Origin of the sequence: Salegentibacter agarivorans (genome assembly GCF_900113135.1) — a bacterium.
Lineage (GTDB): Bacteria > Bacteroidota > Bacteroidia > Flavobacteriales > Flavobacteriaceae > Salegentibacter > Salegentibacter agarivorans.
Genome location: NZ_FOOH01000001.1, coordinates 399,910 through 416,758, shown reverse-complemented (window position 1 = coordinate 416,758; position 16,849 = coordinate 399,910). Strand labels below are relative to the sequence as shown.

Genomic DNA, 16,849 nt, shown 5'->3' with positions numbered 1-16,849 from the left:
AAATACCCGATTAATAATTTAACCGGGTATTTTTTCGTTTTATTTTAATAATTACTTAAAGATCACTTATATAACTTCCGTAGAGATCTTTAAACTGAACACCGGTGGCGAAACGATGCTTGCTTAGTTTCTTGTATTCTACTAATGCCCAAAGCAAAAATTCTTTTAAAAAGTAAGAATCTTTCTCTGAAATTTCCGGTTGATACTTTTTAATCAGTTCATTTAATGGTTCTACAGAATCCAGTTTTTCTTTGTATTCTGCATCAGAAAGATCATCGGGTAACTCAAAACCGCTTTGTTCAAAAAACCATTCTACTAAATCGTCGTAAGGCGTGGTTTCATCAGGCTTTTGTAACTTTTCTATCTTAGGAAAATACTGTGGAAATAAAGTTTTTACTGAATCTCCAATTAGCTGAAGGGCAACACTTGCCGCTCCTTCTTCTTCCCCTTCATAAACCAGTTCTACTTTTCCCGTAATGGAAGGAACTACACCCAGAAAGTCTCCAAACCTCAACAAGGTTTTATCGTCTCCAGATTTCAATGAACGTCTTTCTGCTGTACTTAGTAGGTTTTCATAAGCCGTGATACTAAGCCTGGCACTAATTCCGCTTTTTTCATCTATAAATTCACTTTCACGAGCTTCGAAACTAATTTGTTCCAAAAGATCTTTAGCGAGTTCCGGTACATGAACCAATTCGCTTTGTCTTTTATCCAGTTTTGCTTCCTGTGCGGTAATTGTTTTAGCAATCTTAATACTATCTGGATAATGCGTTAATATTTGGGAGCCAATTCTATCTTTTAAAGGAGTTACAATACTACCACGGTTGGTATAATCTTCAGGGTTAGCGGTAAATACAAACTGAAGGTCTAGCGGTAATCTTAATTTAAAGCCGCGAATTTGAATATCGCCTTCCTGAAGAATGTTAAACAAAGCTACCTGGATTCGCGCCTGCAAATCGGGTAACTCGTTGATTACAAAAATACTACGATTGGCCCGCGGAATCATTCCGAAGTGGATTACACGATCATCGGCATAGCTTAATTTTAAATTTGCAGCTTTAATTGGGTCTACATCCCCAATAAGATCAGCCACGGTTACATCTGGTGTAGCGAGTTTTTCAAAAAATCGTTTCTCTCTATGTACCCAGCTAATTGGAGTTTCATCTCCTTTTTCTTTTACTAATTCTGTAGCATAACGGGAAATTGGATTTAGGGGATCGTCGTTAATTTCTGAACCCTGAATCACCGGCATGTATTCATCCAGTAAATTCACCATTAAACGTGCGAGACGGGTTTTTGCCTGGCCTCTTAACCCAAGTAGGTTAATATTATGCCGGGACAAAATTGCGCGTTCCATTTCAGGAATTACACTATCCTCATAACCGTGAATTCCGGGGAAAGTAGGTTCGTTCTTCTTTATTTTTTCAATTAAATTTGCCCTGAGTTCTTCTTTAATTCCGCGACTTTTATATCCAGATTTTTTAAGTTCTCCCAGTGTATTTATATTTTCTATTTTCATATTTGTTATTTTATTTCTGATCTAAAATTCGGAATGATTTTTCTAACTATATACGTCAAGCTAAACTTGTTTCAGCTTCTATTACATTATGATTTCTAACATCTTAGATCCCGAAACAAGTTCAGGAAGACGGTAAAATAATTTTACTAATTCCCCCTTATTCTCTTTTTCCTATTGGTTTCATAATCTTCAAAAATCATTTCACCAAGGCCTTTTAAGCCGGTGTAAAAAGCTTTCCCCTGGTTGGCATAGGTAAACTCCCTTACAAACTGCATTAAATAAGGATCTTGCGCGATCATAAATGTAGTAATAGGAATATGTAGTTTTCTTGCCTGGCGAGCCATTGTATAACATTTGCCTAAAATATAAGGATCAAGACCCATACTGTTTTTATAATAAGAGCCGTCGCGTTCTCGCAGGCAACTCGGCTTTCCATCGGTTATCATAAAGATTTGACGGTTTGTGCTCCTTTTTCTTCTAAGAATATCCATAGCCAGTTTTAAACCCGCCACGGTATTGGTATGGTATGGTCCTACTTTAAGATAAGGAAGATCGGCTATAGAAACCGGCCAGGCATCATCTCCAAAAACAATAATATCCAAACTGTCTTTGGGATATCTGGTAGTAATCAATTCGGCCAAAGCCATCGCTACTTTTTTCGCCGGAGTAATACGATCTTCGCCATATAAAATCATACTATGACTAAGATCTATCATAAGCACAGTACTCATTCTGGATTTGTAATGGGTTTCCTCCACCACCAAATCCTCTTCAGTCATATTAAAATTCCCGATACCGTGATTAATTTGGGCATTTCTTAAACTTTCGGTTACCGAAATCTTATCAGGCGAATCTCCAAATTGAAAATTCCTGAAATCACCCGTATGTTCGTCTCCCCTACCTACGTGATTGGTTCTATGACTTCCCGACGCACTTTTCTTCAGTTTTCCGAAGATCTGGTCTAAAGCCTGTTTTCTAATAGCTCGTTCGGTTTTGGCTGTAATCGCCATACCACCACCCTCGTCTTCCGTTTCCTCTTTTATGTAACCTTTCTTTTTAAGGTCTTCTACAAAATCATCCAGGGTGTAATCTTCCGTGGTTAATTTGTATTCGTCGTCTAACTGTTTCAGCCAATCCAGGGCTTCATCTAAATCTCCTGAAGTATGAGTAATTAATTCTTTAAAAACTTCAAAAAGCCTGTCAAACGGTGACTTTTCAGGCTCCTCAAACTTATTAAAAACAAATCCGCTTCCCTGTCTATAATCTTTCTTCTTCATATTCTAAAATTACGGTATTTTATATAGAATTGGAAAATCTTTAGCTGCAACAGGAATTAAACTTATGTTAATCTAAAAATTATTTATATTATGTTTAGAAGGCTAATATTGTTATTCTTTTCTTAAAAACTTCAGTGTTTACGATGTAGTTAAGAGATTTGAATATAATTAAAACCACAATAAGAGATTAATGAAAAATTTGCTTTTACTCAGTTTTTGTTTTGTTCTTAGCTATACTAGTTTTTCCCAGGGTTCCCCCTATAAAACCGATGCCTGGACAGATGGTGCCTATATTGCCGGTACCGTTGGATTAAATGTATTAGGTTTCACTTTTATCCAAAATAAAGATGCACTTACTGAAGCTGAAGTTGCAGATTTAGATAAAAATGATATTTGGGGAATAGATCGTTGGGCAGCAGGAAATTATTCTGAAGAAGCTGATGCTTTAAGCTATATACCCTTTTATGCAGCCCTGGCCGCTCCGCTTGCTTTACTGCCCGGTGAAGCAGAACGAAATAATTTTGGACAAATAAGTGTTTTATTTGTAGAAACCATGGCTACTACGGGCGTCTTTTATACTATGACTGCCGGTTTAATAGATAAAAGCCGACCTCTTGTTTATAATGAAAATCTTCCGTTGGACGAACGTGCCGAGGGTGGTGCACAACGCTCGTTTATTGCAGGGCACACTGCAGTTGCTGCTGCCGGCAGCTTTTTTGCCGCCAAAATTTTTAATGATTTTCATCCTGATTCTAAGGCCGTTCCTTTTGTTTGGGGTGGAGCCACAGGAGTTTCGGTTTTAATGGGATATTTAAGAACAAAAGCCGGGAAACATTTTCTTACAGATAATATTGCAGGTGCCGTAGTAGGTGCCGTTAGCGGAATATTAATTCCTGAATTGCATAAAAAAGGCAAAGAAAATATTGATCTTTATCCTACCGCTAATTTTAATATTAACGGCACGGGAATCAACACTAAAGGCCTTGCGCTTTCTTATAAGTTCTAAGTAAGACTATTGTTTAATTTTCGAGGCAAGCCTCGAAGCATTTAAAACTCGGTTATCGAGCAAACTCTATGGAGGTTTCAGAAATTATAATGCTTATATTGTGCGGAATATTTCTAATTCCAAGTCTGGCGTCTGCCACACGATTTGACCAATGGTGGATTCGTGCTTTCGATTTTCCTCGTATTCAAATTTCAATTCTAATTAGCACGGTTATAATTATCTCTATTATGGTTTTTGATTTTTCTGAAACTATTCATTTTATAGCTATTGCTTTAATTATTCTAAGTCTTATTTATCAACTTCATAAGATTTTTCCATACACCTGGTTCGCAAAAAAAGAAGTAATGAAATTTGAGGACGGCGACCCCAGCGATAATATTTCTATTCTGGTAAGTAATGTACTCACTCCCAATACCCAGTATCACAAACTTCTTGAAATTGTACACCGGCGGCAACCCGATATTCTTCTTACGCTGGAATCTGATAAAAAGTGGGAAGAAGCACTTAAAGATATAGAAGAAGAGTATAAATACACCGTAAAAGTGCCTATGGATAATCTCTACGGAATGCATCTATATTCTAAACTAAAATTAGAAGAAACCGAAGTTAGATATTTAGTAAAAGATGATATTCCCTCTATACACGGCTTTGTACGTTTAGACGATAATACTAAAGTTAGAATTCACTGTATGCACCCAAGACCTCCAAGCCCTTCTGAAGCTGATACTTCTACCAACCGCGATGCCGAATTATTGATGTTGGGAAGGGATGTTAGAGAACAGGATGATAGCGTTTTGGTTTTTGGAGATTTAAATGATGTTGCCTGGTCCCGCACCACAAGATTATTTCAACAAATGAGCGGGTTATTAGACCCCAGGATAGGGAGAGGCTTTTTTAATACTTTTCACGCCGGTTATCGCTTTTTTAGATGGCCGTTAGATCACGTTTTTCATAGCAACGATTTTACTTTAATAGAAATTGCGCGAGAAAAACCTATGGGATCAGATCACTTTCCTATGTATATTAATTTAAATTTTGAACGTCCAGCCGAAGAAGAACAGGAAAAACCTGAACCTGATGAAGAGGAAAAAGAATGGGCACAGGAGAAAATTGATGATGCAGAACCCAGGGAAAACGGTGTTTAAGCGGTTTCGAAAAAATGACTTATTTCTGAGATTTCTTTGATTTTCTCACAATCTGCAGCAGAGATTGGTTTTTCTATAAAAGAACGTACTGTGCTATAATTATTAGCTTTTTCTTTGTCTTTTGCATCTATAGAAGAAGTTACCATAATAACGTGATATCTGGATTTTTGCGGATGAGCTTCTAAACGCTTTAAAAAATCCCAACCATTCATATTAGGCATATTAATGTCTAAAAGAATAAGAAAATCCTTTTGCCTGGTGTGATTTTGATCTTCTATAATATAATTTAAAGCATCTGCCGCCTGACTAAAGCTTATAGGGTTTTGGGCGATCTCGTGGTTGCTTATCATCTTCTTCTGAATAAATACCACAATTTGATCGTCATCTACGATAAGTACTTCAAGCATTATAAGAAATTTAGGGCTAGAGCTTAGAATTCTTCTTCAGTTTTAATGGTGATCTTTCTAATCACTTTATCAAGCTCTTCAGACGAATTTAAGATATTATCTATAATTTCCTCAATATTATCAAGGTTATTTCTCTGATTTTTCAGTAATTCTATTAAGCCCATAATTCTGGCTAATGGCGCCCGCACTACGTGAGATTGTGTCCATGCTATTTCGCGAAGCCTTTCATTACTGCGCTCAATAGCGTTAATGTATTTTCTTCTTTCGGTAATATCTTGCATAGAACCAATTATACGCGAGGGTTTACCGGTAGCATCGGTTATTACATAACTACGATCAAGAATATATTTGTATTCTCCGTTTGCACATTTAAAACGGTATTCTATTCCAAGAATCTTTTGCCCGCGCTCGTATATTCCTTTAGCAGCTTCAATAACGCGTGGTTTATCTTCAGGGTGAATTCTATCCTGCCACCATTCTTTTGAGGTTTCTAATTCTTCCTGGGAGTAACCAAAAATATCGTATATGGCATTGCTATACTGAAATTCATTTTTTTCAACATCAAAATCGGTAATAAGGTCACTGGTGGCTTTAGCAACGATATCGTACCGCTCCAGGCTTTCCCTTAATTGCTGTTCCTGTACTTTAGCTTTAGTAATATCCCTGGAGTTTGCAATTAATCCTTTTACAGCAGGATCATCTCTTAAATCACTAATTATGGTTTCAAACCAACGCCACTCCCCCTTCCCATCTTTATATCTATAGGAAGGTAACTGATAGGATTTTCTGCTGCCTAAATACTGGATTTTGCCTTCAATTTTATCACGGTCTTCCCTATGTATAAAGTCAAATACATTTCTACCTTCAATTTTTTCGGGATCTACTCCTAAAATATTCTTTACGCTGGGGCTTACATAAGCATAATGAAAATTTTGATCTATAATACTTATAAGATCGCTACCATCCTGAACCAGGGCTTTAAAACGCTCCTGGCTGTGCCTTAATTTTTCTTCGGCTTTTAACTTTTCAGTGATATTATGCGCCTGAGTAACCCTGGCTTCGCGCCCACCAAATAGAATAGGATTGCTCTGCACATCTATATAAAGCAGGTTTCTACTTTTTGTATAATGCTTGACTTTTAAAGTAAAAAAATCGTGAAAATTTTCTTCTACAGTTTCTTCAATTCTCGCTTCATCATCGGCCCATAAATCCCTTACAGACATCTGCATAAATTCTTCGCGGGTATATTCGTATAAATTTATAGCAGCCTGGTTTACACTTAAAAACTCCAGAGTATTCCTATCTAAAACCCACATTGGCAGCGGACTTGAATCGAAGAGAGTTCGGTATTTTTCTTCAGATTCATAGAGTTGGTGCTGTACTTTCCTCCGTTCCATGCTGTAATGGATACTTTTAGATAAAATGGAGGCATTTATTTCGTCTTTCAGCAAATAGTCTGAAACTCCCCAGGAAAGTGTTTTTACGCCATAATCTTTATTGGTATAACCGGTAAGTACAACTACGGGCGTTCCGTTAGAAAATGCAAGAATATCTTTTACAAGTAATTCAGTATTATTAATATCTGGAAGCGATAAATCGAGTAAAACAGTATCAAAATCTGAAGTTTTCTGAAGAATCGTTTTAGCAATTTTAAAGTTCTCGGCACGCTGTATTTCCAGGGCATGGTGTTCTTCAGACAGGTAATCTTCAATAAGCATAAAATCACCTGGGTTATCTTCAATAACCAAGATTTTTAATTCCCCGGAATTTTTCGTCATTTAAAATAATTTTAAACCTCAGTAATTTAATAGCTAACTTCTGAAAAATTTTTCAGCTTATAAATTGAAAAGACAAGGTAACCCGGACTAAACAATAGGAATTTAAATTACATGGATTAGTAAATATACTAAAATTGTTTTGGGATTGTAAAATAAAAACTACTACCCTTACCATACGCTGATTCTACCCAAATTTCACCTCCAAAGTGGTCTACAATTTTCTTACAAATTGCTAATCCTATTCCAGTGCCTTCATATTCATCACGATGATGTAAACGCTGAAAAATCACAAATATCTTTTCTTTAAATGCTTCCTCAATTCCTATACCATTATCGCTTATTTTAAATCCCCAGTAAACATCTTTTTCTTCAGCTGAAATTTCTATAACTGGCCGCCGATCTTTAGAATGATATTTTAAGGCATTTCCTATTAAATTAGAAAATAACTGTTTTAAAGGAAGTTCTTCAACTTTTAAATCTGGTAGTTCTCCTAATTTAATTTCTGCATTTTGCGCTTCAATACATCTTTTTTGAAGCAATAAAACTTCAGAAACCAAATTTTTAGTATTTACTTCAACAACTTGATACTCTCCTCTCCCAACCCTTGAATATTCAAGTAGATCTAATATTATTTGTCGCATTCTGGTAGCACCATCGTGGGCAAAATGAATATATTGCTGGGCCTTCTCATCCAGTTGATCGCTGTACTTTTTCTTAAGTTGTGTAAGAAAACTGGTTACCATTCTAAGCGGCTCCTGAAGATCGTGTGATGCGATATAAGCAAACTGCTCGAGTTCTTTATTAGAGAGTGCAAGCTCTTCCGTATGTTTTTTTAACTCACGGTTTAATAATTCTAAGGCTTCTTCTTTTTGTTTTATTTCAGTAATATTCCTGGAAATTCCCACCAATCCTTTTTTATTATCTCCAAACTTAAAGGGCACTTTAGTTAAAAGCGTATAATCAATTTTATCATTAAAATCTCTAATAATATCTTCACGATTTATAATAGGGACGCCCGAATTCATCACCCACGTATTATCATCTATTATTTCTAAAACTTCTTTTTCTGGAAAAAAATCTTTGGGAGTTAGCCCTAAACTGTTTTCCTCAGTTTCAGCACCTAAATAATTATTGTAAAAAGCATAGTTGGTTAAAATTATTTCGTGATTTTGATTCACCACAAATATATGGTCTGGAATATAATCTATAATTGCCCGGAACATATTACGCTCTTCCCTTAATTTCTGTTCAATTTCAACCTGCCGGGTAATATCTTTGGCAATACCATATACACCAGTGATTTTTCGGTTAACATATATGGGAAAATTCGTGACATCCAGAACTCTTCTAGTCCCTTTAAGACCAATAAAATTAGTGTGATAACGCTGAATCTCTCCTGAAGCGGCTTTAAGAGAAATATTCAACACGCGCTCTTTATCTTCCGGAGCTATTAAAGGCAAAAAATTCGCCGCTTTCGCATTTTCTTTTGTTCCTTCAATAAATTCTAATGCAGTTTCATTAAAATCGATAAAATTCCCCATAAGATCAAAGGAATATACTGCATCGGGATTATAATCGAATAAAGATTGAAAGGCCTGCATACTGTTTTCTGCAATTATTTCCTGATTTTTCCTGTCTGAAATATCTATAATTGCAGTACTGGTTCTCTGTTCTCCATTATGATTTGTATAGATAACCGAGTGTACTTCGCACGGAAAATTCTCTCCATTTTTCTTTTTTCCTGTTAATTCATGTCTTAATTCCCCCACCAAATTTCTTTGGTTAAGCGCATTCTTTAAATTTTCGTTTTTAAGTATAATGTCTTCCCTGCTTAGCCGCTTAAATTCTTCAAAAGTATAACCGAACATCCTACAAGCAGCTTTATTAACCTCTATAACCGGCCCGTTAGGATCTGAAAGGAAAATTGCTAATGAAGAGTTTTCTACTACATTTTTTGCCTGAATTATATTCTCGGGTGAGACAGCATCATTTTTATCGACTAATTTTAAACATATAGAAAAAGCTTCAACATCACCATTTTCGTTTAAACAGGGACTACACAGTATTTTTAAATTCTTTGTTTCTGAAAATGAATATTGCTTATGAATAATACCATCGCCTGAAGTAAAATCATTTTTAAATTTTTTAGATATTTCTGCAGAAAAAACTTTTGAAATACCAAGTTGAGTTACTAGACTTTTATTGAAATTTTCTCTTACAAAAACTTCAGCAGAAAAATTCCAGGTTAAAATCTTATACGCTTCGTTTATTTTTAATACAGGCGTGGTGCATTTCTTCATTGGGGGAGTTTAAAGTTGCGGGCGCTGTTATAAAAATGATTTGGAAACAGAAATTCCTGCGCCAAAATTAGAGCCTTCAATTTCATCAAAATCAGCTCCCAATTGAAGGTTTAGATTAACTATATTTTGTAACAAATTTAAGTCAAGATAAGTTGAAAGTACATGTTGCCCGTTTGTGTTAGCGCTTCCTTTACCTCCATAATTCTTTCTAAAACTCCCTAGGAATTTGTAAGGAATTTTACTGAAAGCCATTCCGCTTAAACCAATATGGTGAACAAGTACTTTATTATTAGTTATTCTAAACCTATCTGGGCCCAGTGTAATAAACGGCAGACCTAAAACTCTATTCTCATAGGTCCATCCAGAGCGATACAGGTTATTATTAAAATAATTATCCTGACCATCCGTTGTTGGGGTGTTCTTACTCTGGTTTTTAGTATAATAAAATTCGTACATCACCGCCTGAATCCAGGAATCTATAGATGCTGTAGGATCTTCTATAAAAACCCCGTAGCGGCCATCTGGTGTATTTCTAAGTAAACTTCCAGAGCCATCTTCAAATAAATGGTTGTAAATAATTTCAACATTATAATTGGCCAGAATAGTTTTAATATTAACCTCGTAGCTTCCCAAATGATTTCCCAGGCCATTAATTTCCTGTTCAGAAATTCCATCGCCGGTATCATCTCCCACTCCTCTACCAGTAATTGCTCTTGTATATGCCTTAAAATCCGAAGGTAAATCGCCAAATTCGGGATGTGTACCACCCCACTGAACAAAATGTCTTAACCCTGCAGAAATTTGGAATTGCGGTGAAGATTTATAAACTAAATGAAAGCTTTTATGATGAAGTCTTGTGTCTTCAACATAGCGCTCGTCATCCATAAAATATTCTTCCAGGGAAGCTTCAAAACCGAGCCCACGATTGCCTTTAAAAAAGATTGGGCGTTTAGTAAAAAATCTTATTCCGGGTAATGGTCTCGCATTCAAAGACCATAGAATACTTTGATTTGTAGCGCTTAGTCCTCTATACAATTCTGTACGTTGTTTTCTTCCTGCAACAATTTCCAACCAGGAATTGTTAAAGGCAAGGTAAGACTCGTCTAATTGTAATTTATCAGTAAAACCATCTTGATAAAGCACTCCCAAACCTCCTTCTAAACTAGCATTATCAGAAAATCTATAAATCCCTGAAACATTGGCTAACCCAGAAAAATTAGTAAGTTCGTCTATTCTGCCTCGCTGGTTGGTATGTAACCAAAAAGGAGAATTGTCTTCACTAAAAAGTAAGCCGGTAGCATTTACATTGCCCTTAAAATCTATTTGCTGGGCATTAACCGATAAAAATAAGAGCGAAAATAAAAATGTAAGATAAAAGTGTTTCATAAGTAGGTTTTAAGATATTTTAAATAGGCTTAATTTGATTTAAAAATATGTAATTTTATGCTTCTAAAACTTAGAAATGCTATCCATTTTTCAGAAAAAAATATTCTTAGCCGATTTACTGGAAGGTTTTACCGATTTCCATAACCATTTGTTACCTGGAATAGACGATGGTGCTAAAGAAGTTGAAGATTCTTTGAGTATGATCCAAAAATTTAACGAATTTGGAGTAACCGACTTCGTGGCCAGCCCTCACGTAATGGGAGAATTCTATCCTAATACGCCAGAAACCATACTTCCAGCCCTGGAAAAAATAAAAAATAATTTACCTAAAGGAAATTCTATAAAAGCTGCTGGAGAATATATGATGGATCAATTTTTAATAGATCAGTTAGAAAAGGAAAACGTATTAAATGTAGTAGATAACTATGTTTTAGTTGAAATGTCTTATTTCCAGGCACCAATTAATCTAGCTGAAATCCTTTTTAAAATTCAAAATAAAAATCTGAAACCAATTTTAGCGCATCCAGAGCGGTATGCGTTTTATCATGGAAACAGCCTCAATAGATATGAAGATTTAAAAGCAAGAGGCTGTAAGTTTCAGCTTAATATGCTTTCTTTAAGCACTCACTACGGGACGGGTATCCACAAAAAAGCATTACAACTACTTGAAAACGGAATGATAGATTTTATTAGTAGCGATACGCACCGTATGGAACATCTTGAAAAAATAAAAAATATCAAACTGAAGAAAAATCAGGTAAAGTTAATTGAGCCGGTAATTAAAAAATCCAAAGCTTTATTTAATTAAATATAGCTCTGGATTTTATTTTATTTCACCACCAAATTTAGTGGTGATTATTTCTTACCGAACATTCTATTTTTTATTCGCTGCCAACGGGATTCTTTATCTACCCCGTAGCCGTAACCATAGCCATAAGAATAGCCGTATTTGGCTCCATAAGAGAATTTAGAATAATCTACATCATTCAGAATTATCGCCGGACTTTTAATTTTTCCCTGTTGCTTGAGTTCTTTCGGAAAATCTAGCATTTTTTTATCGGTTAGATCTGCTCGTACTACATAAAGTGTAGTATCAGCCAGCGGACTAATAAGCAAGGTATCTGTAACAATCATTGTTGGTGCAGTATCAACCAGAACATAGTCGTAAACCTTGGCAGCATAATTTATAAGCTCCTCCATACGGTCGTTCATTAGTAATTCTGCAGGGTTTGGAGGTATCGGTCCTGAAAGCACCATATCCATTTTTATACTGCTATCCTGGTCTTTAGAAATTATTTGATCTTCAGTCACGTCTAAATCATATAAATAATCTGAAAGCCCTTTCTCTCCTAAAGTAACATCGGCATAACGATGCAATTTAGGATTTCTAATATCGGCTCCAATTAAAAGAACTTTTTTTCCAGTACTACGTAAAGTTCGGGCCATATTATACGAAACAAATGTTTTTCCTTCTCCTTTAATAGTAGAAGTAACAAAAATCACCTCACCTCGATCTTTATTTTTATTCTGAATTAGATACGCCAGGTTGGTTCTTAAAATTCTAAAGGATTCTGCCAGGGGAGATCTATCATTAAGTTCAATCTGCTCACTTTGGTCACTGCCAATTCGAGGTATTTCCCCAATAAATGGCACATGTTTAGTTAAACTTTGCAATTCTCCTTTATGGTGAACTTTAGTATCTAACATATTCTTAGCGAAAATGATAAGAATAGGAATAATTAATCCAATTAGAAATCCACCTACCAAAATTAACCAGGGTTTCGGATCTATCGGTGAGTTATTCGTAAATGCCTCATCAATTACTCTTGCAACAGAAGCGGTAGCTGCAAAGGAGATAGCGGCTTCTTCCCTTCTTTGTAAAAGAAATAAATAGAGCTGTTCTTTAATTTGTTGTTGACGTTCAATACTTCGCATCCCTTTTTCCAAACCGGGGAAGGTGCTAAACTGGCCCTGAGCGACATTTTCCCGTTGATTAAGTTCTCTCAGCCTGACATTAATCGAACGCCTTGTGCTTTCTATATTCTCATATAGATTTTCTCGTAAACTATCAAGTTGCTCGGTTATAGTTTCTACAATAGGATTTTTTTCAGTTCCGGCTTTTAAATACATATTACGCTCCATCACAAGCGTGTTGTATGAGTTTATTAGTCCAGCAACTCCTCCTTCGCTTATGCCTACTTCAGGTAATAATTCATAATTTCCTTGATTTCGTAAAACCTCATCTATAGATTCAAGCAGAGATAATTCCGTTTCTAGTGTAAAAATTTCCTGTTCGGCTGCAGAAAATTTCGATTGAAACTCTGATGCACCACTAGAAATATCCATCAAACGATTCTCTCTCTTAAATTCGGCTATTCCACCTTCTACAGAATCCAGTTCGGTAGTGATCATTTCAAGTCTATCCTGAATAAATTTGGTAGTATTTTCTGCAACCTCTTGTTTATCCTTTACTCCTTCTTCATTAAAACGCTCCATCAATTTATTTAGAAAATCTTCTGATTTTCCTGAAGAAGCCTGAACTAAACTTAAAGCTAAAATATCTTTGGCCTGGCCTTTTTGAGCAATTTGCAACTTGGCAATATACTCGGCAGCGACAGTGCGCAAAGGTTGAATTCTAATATTTACGGAACTCGTTTTTCTAAAAGTACCTTCTTCTTCCCCCGATTTAGGAAGAATTGTAAATTCCAGGTCGTTTAATTTAATGACTTCTCCTATATTGTGATTTTCAGAATATCCAGTAGCCTCTTCCTCTAGTGTAAAAGAGGTATCTGAGTTAGGTGTCACCACCAGATTTTTGGATATTGAGTGTACAATTGTATCTGGCGTAATAAATTCTATAAGAACAGGGCTGGAATTATAAGCTTCTACAGTAATTACATTTCCCTCAATAAAATAGTTGATATTGTGATCTAATTCATCAACTACGCTTTCTACAAGTTGTTTAGACTTAAGTTTTTCAATATGATTCTGAATTCCGTCATCTTCTAAAGAAAAAATGGCCCCACCTCCAGATGGAGTAGCATTCATTGCATTTTTTTCCTGATCGTCTACGATCATCATCATAGCCTGGGTACTATATTTTGGGATTGTATATCTATTATATAAATAGGCCAATAAACCACCAATTAGAAAACCTAAAAGAATCCATTTCCAATAAGTTAAATACTTATAAATCTCTGCTTTTAGATCAAAACTCGATTCTTCCTTCTCTTCGGTGAAGTCGTTTAGTTCTTCCATTTACAGATTATTGATTAAAAGATAAAGACTAATAATAGTAGTTCCTACTGAAATTATACCCTGGTAGCTGGTAAAAAATCCAGCTGATTTAACAGCTCTATAAGTTGGTTCTACATACACCAGGTCGTTCTGTTTAAGGTAAAAGAATGGACTATCAAACAAATCAGATTCTGTCATATCAATATGTCCCACAGTTTTAATACCATTTACTTCACGAATAATCTTAATATTCTCTCGCCTACCGTTGTAGGTAATATCCCCACTCATAGCAATCAATTCTGGCATTGTAAGACGACCATCTGTTACTTGTTTTCTTCCTGGAGAACCAACTTCTCCCAATACCGTCACACTAAAATTCACGATTCTAACATCAACAACGGGATCCCGTACATATTCTGAAATCTGATCTTGTAATTTTTGCTGAATTGCTGTTCTGGTTAAGCCTTCTACTTCAACGGTTCCGAGCACAGGAAAATTAATAGTTCCTTGCGGACTAACCAGGTAACCCGTTAAAGAGAGATTTTGACCACCGCCGCCGCCGCTGCTTTGTCCTTGTTGATTCATGCGAAACGGCTCTACTATCTCTTCATTCACAGAAGATGAAGAAACATTGATACGTAAAACATCATTTGCTTCAATTCGTGGTTCGTAATCTAAAAGGTTTTCTTTTCCCTCAAGGCTTTCTGATCCATGAAAATACACCACGTCATCTTTAGTGGCACAACTTGAAATTATGATACTCGAAATAAGAAACAATCCAAGTTTCCTAATTGATTTAAACATTCAATAATATTTATTTACTTATTACTTCTTCTTTATTATCCAGGCTTTCAAACATAGAATTGTTACTCTTAAACTCTGGAATAAGGGTTTTTAATTTTTTCACCATTTTATCGGCTTTTAAGGTATTGGCCGATTTAATAATGCTTTCAATTCTTTCACTAATGTGTTCGTAATCTCTTACAACCTCCTGGCCTATCATTATTTTTTTATGATGAGTGGGAAGTGTTTTGCATTCATCGTTCAGCAATTCTTCGTAAAGCTTCTCTCCGGGTCTTAAGCCTGTGATTTTTACTTTAATATTTTTATTAGGATCGTATCCGGCAAGTTTAATCATTTTTATGGCTAAATCCATAATTTTTACCGGTTCTCCCATATCAAAAATAAAGATCTCTCCTCCTTTTCCCATAGCTCCTGCTTCTAAAACCAACTGACAGGCCTCGGGAATGGTCATAAAATACCTTATAATATCTGGATGAGTTATCGTAACCGGGCCACCTTTTTCGATCTGTTTTTTAAATAATGGAACTACAGAACCATTAGAACCTAAAACATTTCCGAAACGAGTGGTAATAAATTTTGTTGTGCCAGGGTTTTCTTTTATTCGGGAGTGATAAAGTGACTGCACATACATTTCAGCAGCTCTTTTAGATGCTCCCATCACATTACTCGGATTCACGGCTTTATCGGTGGAAACCATTACAAAATGAGAAACCTGGTATTTTAAAGAAAGATCGGCAAGATTTTTTGTTCCCTGTATGTTTACAAAAACTGCCTCGTGAGGATTCTCCTCCATTAACGGAACATGCTTATACGCCGCGGCATGATAAACTACATCTATTCCCTGGTTTTGAAACATTAATTCAAGACGTTTAAAATTGCCTACGTCACAAATAATAAATTTGCATTTAAGCTCAGGAAATTTCGCCTGAATTTCGAGATTTAAGGAATGCAAGGGCGTTTCAGCCTGGTCTAGAATTATTAATTTCTTAGGGTTATATTTTGCAACCTGCCTTACAATTTCACTTCCTATAGAACCAGCTCCCCCGGTTACCAAAATTGTTTTACCGGTTAATTGCTCAATTTTATTTTCCGGATTAAGTCTTATGGGTTCCCGCTCTAAAAGATCTTCAATTTGTAAAGATTTTACCTTTTTCGCGATTGGCTGATTATCTCCCCCCCAGGTAGAAACAATTGGCGCATTAAAGACTTTAATGTTGTTCTCTAAACAGTCTTCTACAAAATTGAATTTTTCTTCAGCCGTAAAACTATTTTCTGAAAGAATTATCGCATCTGCATTAACCGATTCTACTGCTTTATGAATTTTAGCTGAATAGTTTATTACCGGTTTATCAAGTAGCCTAATGCTTTTATTATGCTTTTCGTTAGTTAAAAATCCAACTATTTTAAATCTTCTTGGAATTTCAATATCCAGGGCTCCAGCAATGGAAATTGCATTTTCATCGGCGCCGAGGATCACTGCATTCAATATATCTTCATCCCTACTAACCAGTTTAAAATATTCATAGATCTGTTTTACTCCCAATCTAAAAAGGAAAAGCAAAGAGAATGAAATACATAAATTAATTAATAAGCCTCCAACTAAAAACACCTTCTGACCGACGATGAAAAAAGTAACGTAATTAATAATCAATAAAGTGATAAACGAACTAATTGTGGCTAATAGTAATTTTAGTGCATCTATATTGGAAGAATACCTAATAATTCCCGCATACGTCTTAAATACATAAAAATAGAAAGTATGGACACCAATTACGATAAATGCTTTATCATAAAAACTAAGCATTGTATAGTAATTTGGAGTAAGATCTACTATAATTAAAACAGTAAACAATGTAGAAATAGCCACTAAGGAAAGATCTATTAAATATACTGCCCATCTTGGCAGGTATTTAATATTTCTTAAATCCAGGGCATTATCGGTACCCGATAAAATATTTCTTAGTGCCTTATTAACTTTATTGCCCATAAT

Annotated in this window: 12 protein-coding genes; 3 read left to right on the top strand and 9 right to left on the bottom strand. The window is 35.5% G+C overall.

The features are described 5' to 3' along the window. Window positions 1–55 precede the first annotated feature (55 nt). Complete coding sequence (locus tag BM084_RS01720; RefSeq protein ID WP_093302368.1) at window positions 56–1,519, bottom strand: magnesium chelatase; 1,464 nt, start codon at window positions 1,517–1,519, stop codon at window positions 56–58. A 146-nt stretch (window positions 1,520–1,665) separates the two neighbouring features. Beyond that, window positions 1,666–2,796, bottom strand: coding sequence for a vWA domain-containing protein (locus tag BM084_RS01715; protein WP_093302367.1), 1,131 nt, complete (start codon window positions 2,794–2,796; stop codon window positions 1,666–1,668). A gap of 190 nt (window positions 2,797–2,986) precedes the next feature. Here BM084_RS01715 and BM084_RS01710 point away from each other — a divergent pair, with 190 nt between their 5' ends. Then, window positions 2,987–3,802 (top strand): phosphatase PAP2 family protein, encoded by an 816-nt coding sequence (locus BM084_RS01710; RefSeq protein ID WP_075326585.1) that lies wholly within the window; start codon window positions 2,987–2,989, stop codon window positions 3,800–3,802. Between the two features lie 68 nt (window positions 3,803–3,870). Next, window positions 3,871–4,947, top strand: a complete 1,077-nt coding sequence (locus BM084_RS01705; RefSeq protein ID WP_075326584.1) for an endonuclease/exonuclease/phosphatase family protein — start codon at window positions 3,871–3,873, stop codon at window positions 4,945–4,947. Here BM084_RS01705 and BM084_RS01700 read toward each other — a convergent pair. The 4 genes from BM084_RS01700 to BM084_RS01685 all read right to left on the bottom strand — a co-directional run bounded on the left by BM084_RS01700 (window position 4,944) and on the right by BM084_RS01685 (window position 10,818). Beyond that, a complete protein-coding gene (locus BM084_RS01700) occupies window positions 4,944–5,354 on the bottom strand; it encodes a response regulator (protein WP_083634169.1) in 411 nt (136 codons plus the stop codon). The two genes, BM084_RS01705 and BM084_RS01700, sit on opposite strands and share 4 nt — an antisense overlap. Window positions 5,355–5,377: 23 nt before the next feature. Then, complete coding sequence (locus BM084_RS01695) at window positions 5,378–7,132, bottom strand: PAS domain S-box protein (protein WP_093302364.1); 1,755 nt, start codon at window positions 7,130–7,132, stop codon at window positions 5,378–5,380. A 128-nt stretch (window positions 7,133–7,260) separates the two neighbouring features. Further along, window positions 7,261–9,432, bottom strand: coding sequence for a PAS domain-containing sensor histidine kinase (locus BM084_RS01690; RefSeq protein ID WP_093302362.1), 2,172 nt, complete (start codon window positions 9,430–9,432; stop codon window positions 7,261–7,263). Window positions 9,433–9,459: 27 nt separating this feature from the next. Further along, window positions 9,460–10,818 carry a capsule assembly Wzi family protein gene (locus tag BM084_RS01685; protein WP_093302359.1) on the bottom strand — a complete coding sequence of 453 codons (1,359 nt, stop codon included), beginning with the start codon at window positions 10,816–10,818 and terminating at the stop codon, window positions 9,460–9,462. Between the two features lie 76 nt (window positions 10,819–10,894). Here BM084_RS01685 and BM084_RS01680 point away from each other — a divergent pair, with 76 nt between their 5' ends. Further along, the gene (locus tag BM084_RS01680; RefSeq protein WP_093302358.1) at window positions 10,895–11,626 is read left to right on the top strand and encodes a tyrosine-protein phosphatase; all 732 of its coding nucleotides are present in this window, start codon (window positions 10,895–10,897) and stop codon (window positions 11,624–11,626) included. Window positions 11,627–11,673: 47 nt separating this feature from the next. On the opposite strand, the gene BM084_RS01675 is transcribed toward BM084_RS01680, so the two are convergent. The 3 genes from BM084_RS01675 to BM084_RS01665 are packed head-to-tail and all read right to left on the bottom strand — an operon-like array spanning window position 11,674 to window position 16,846. After that, complete coding sequence (locus tag BM084_RS01675) at window positions 11,674–14,076, bottom strand: GumC family protein (protein WP_093302356.1); 2,403 nt, start codon at window positions 14,074–14,076, stop codon at window positions 11,674–11,676. After that, window positions 14,077–14,859 (bottom strand): polysaccharide biosynthesis/export family protein, encoded by a 783-nt coding sequence (locus BM084_RS01670; RefSeq protein WP_245764320.1) that lies wholly within the window; start codon window positions 14,857–14,859, stop codon window positions 14,077–14,079. It abuts the gene before it with no gap. A 10-nt stretch (window positions 14,860–14,869) separates the two neighbouring features. Next, window positions 14,870–16,846, bottom strand: a complete 1,977-nt coding sequence (locus BM084_RS01665) for a polysaccharide biosynthesis protein (protein ID WP_093302354.1) — start codon at window positions 16,844–16,846, stop codon at window positions 14,870–14,872. Between the last annotated feature and the right edge of the window lie 3 nt (window positions 16,847–16,849).

Excerpts from the sequence above, each read along its gene's own strand:
- BM084_RS01710 (WP_075326585.1), top strand. The coding sequence starts at position 2,987 with ATGAAAAATTTGCTTTTACTCAGTTTTTGTTTTGTTCTTAGCTATACT.
- BM084_RS01715 (WP_093302367.1), bottom strand. The coding sequence starts at position 2,796 with ATGAAGAAGAAAGATTATAGACAGGGAAGCGGATTTGTTTTTAATAAG.
- BM084_RS01690 (WP_093302362.1), bottom strand. The coding sequence starts at position 9,432 with ATGAAGAAATGCACCACGCCTGTATTAAAAATAAACGAAGCGTATAAG.
- BM084_RS01705 (WP_075326584.1), top strand. The coding sequence starts at position 3,871 with ATGGAGGTTTCAGAAATTATAATGCTTATATTGTGCGGAATATTTCTA.
- BM084_RS01685 (WP_093302359.1), bottom strand. The coding sequence starts at position 10,818 with ATGAAACACTTTTATCTTACATTTTTATTTTCGCTCTTATTTTTATCG.
- BM084_RS01700 (WP_083634169.1), bottom strand. The coding sequence starts at position 5,354 with ATGCTTGAAGTACTTATCGTAGATGACGATCAAATTGTGGTATTTATT.
- BM084_RS01665 (WP_093302354.1), bottom strand. The coding sequence starts at position 16,846 with ATGGGCAATAAAGTTAATAAGGCACTAAGAAATATTTTATCGGGTACC.
- BM084_RS01680 (WP_093302358.1), top strand. The coding sequence starts at position 10,895 with ATGCTATCCATTTTTCAGAAAAAAATATTCTTAGCCGATTTACTGGAA.
- BM084_RS01695 (WP_093302364.1), bottom strand. The coding sequence starts at position 7,132 with ATGACGAAAAATTCCGGGGAATTAAAAATCTTGGTTATTGAAGATAAC.
- BM084_RS01675 (WP_093302356.1), bottom strand. The coding sequence starts at position 14,076 with ATGGAAGAACTAAACGACTTCACCGAAGAGAAGGAAGAATCGAGTTTT.
- BM084_RS01720 (WP_093302368.1), bottom strand. The coding sequence starts at position 1,519 with ATGAAAATAGAAAATATAAATACACTGGGAGAACTTAAAAAATCTGGA.
- BM084_RS01670 (WP_245764320.1), bottom strand. The coding sequence starts at position 14,859 with ATGTTTAAATCAATTAGGAAACTTGGATTGTTTCTTATTTCGAGTATC.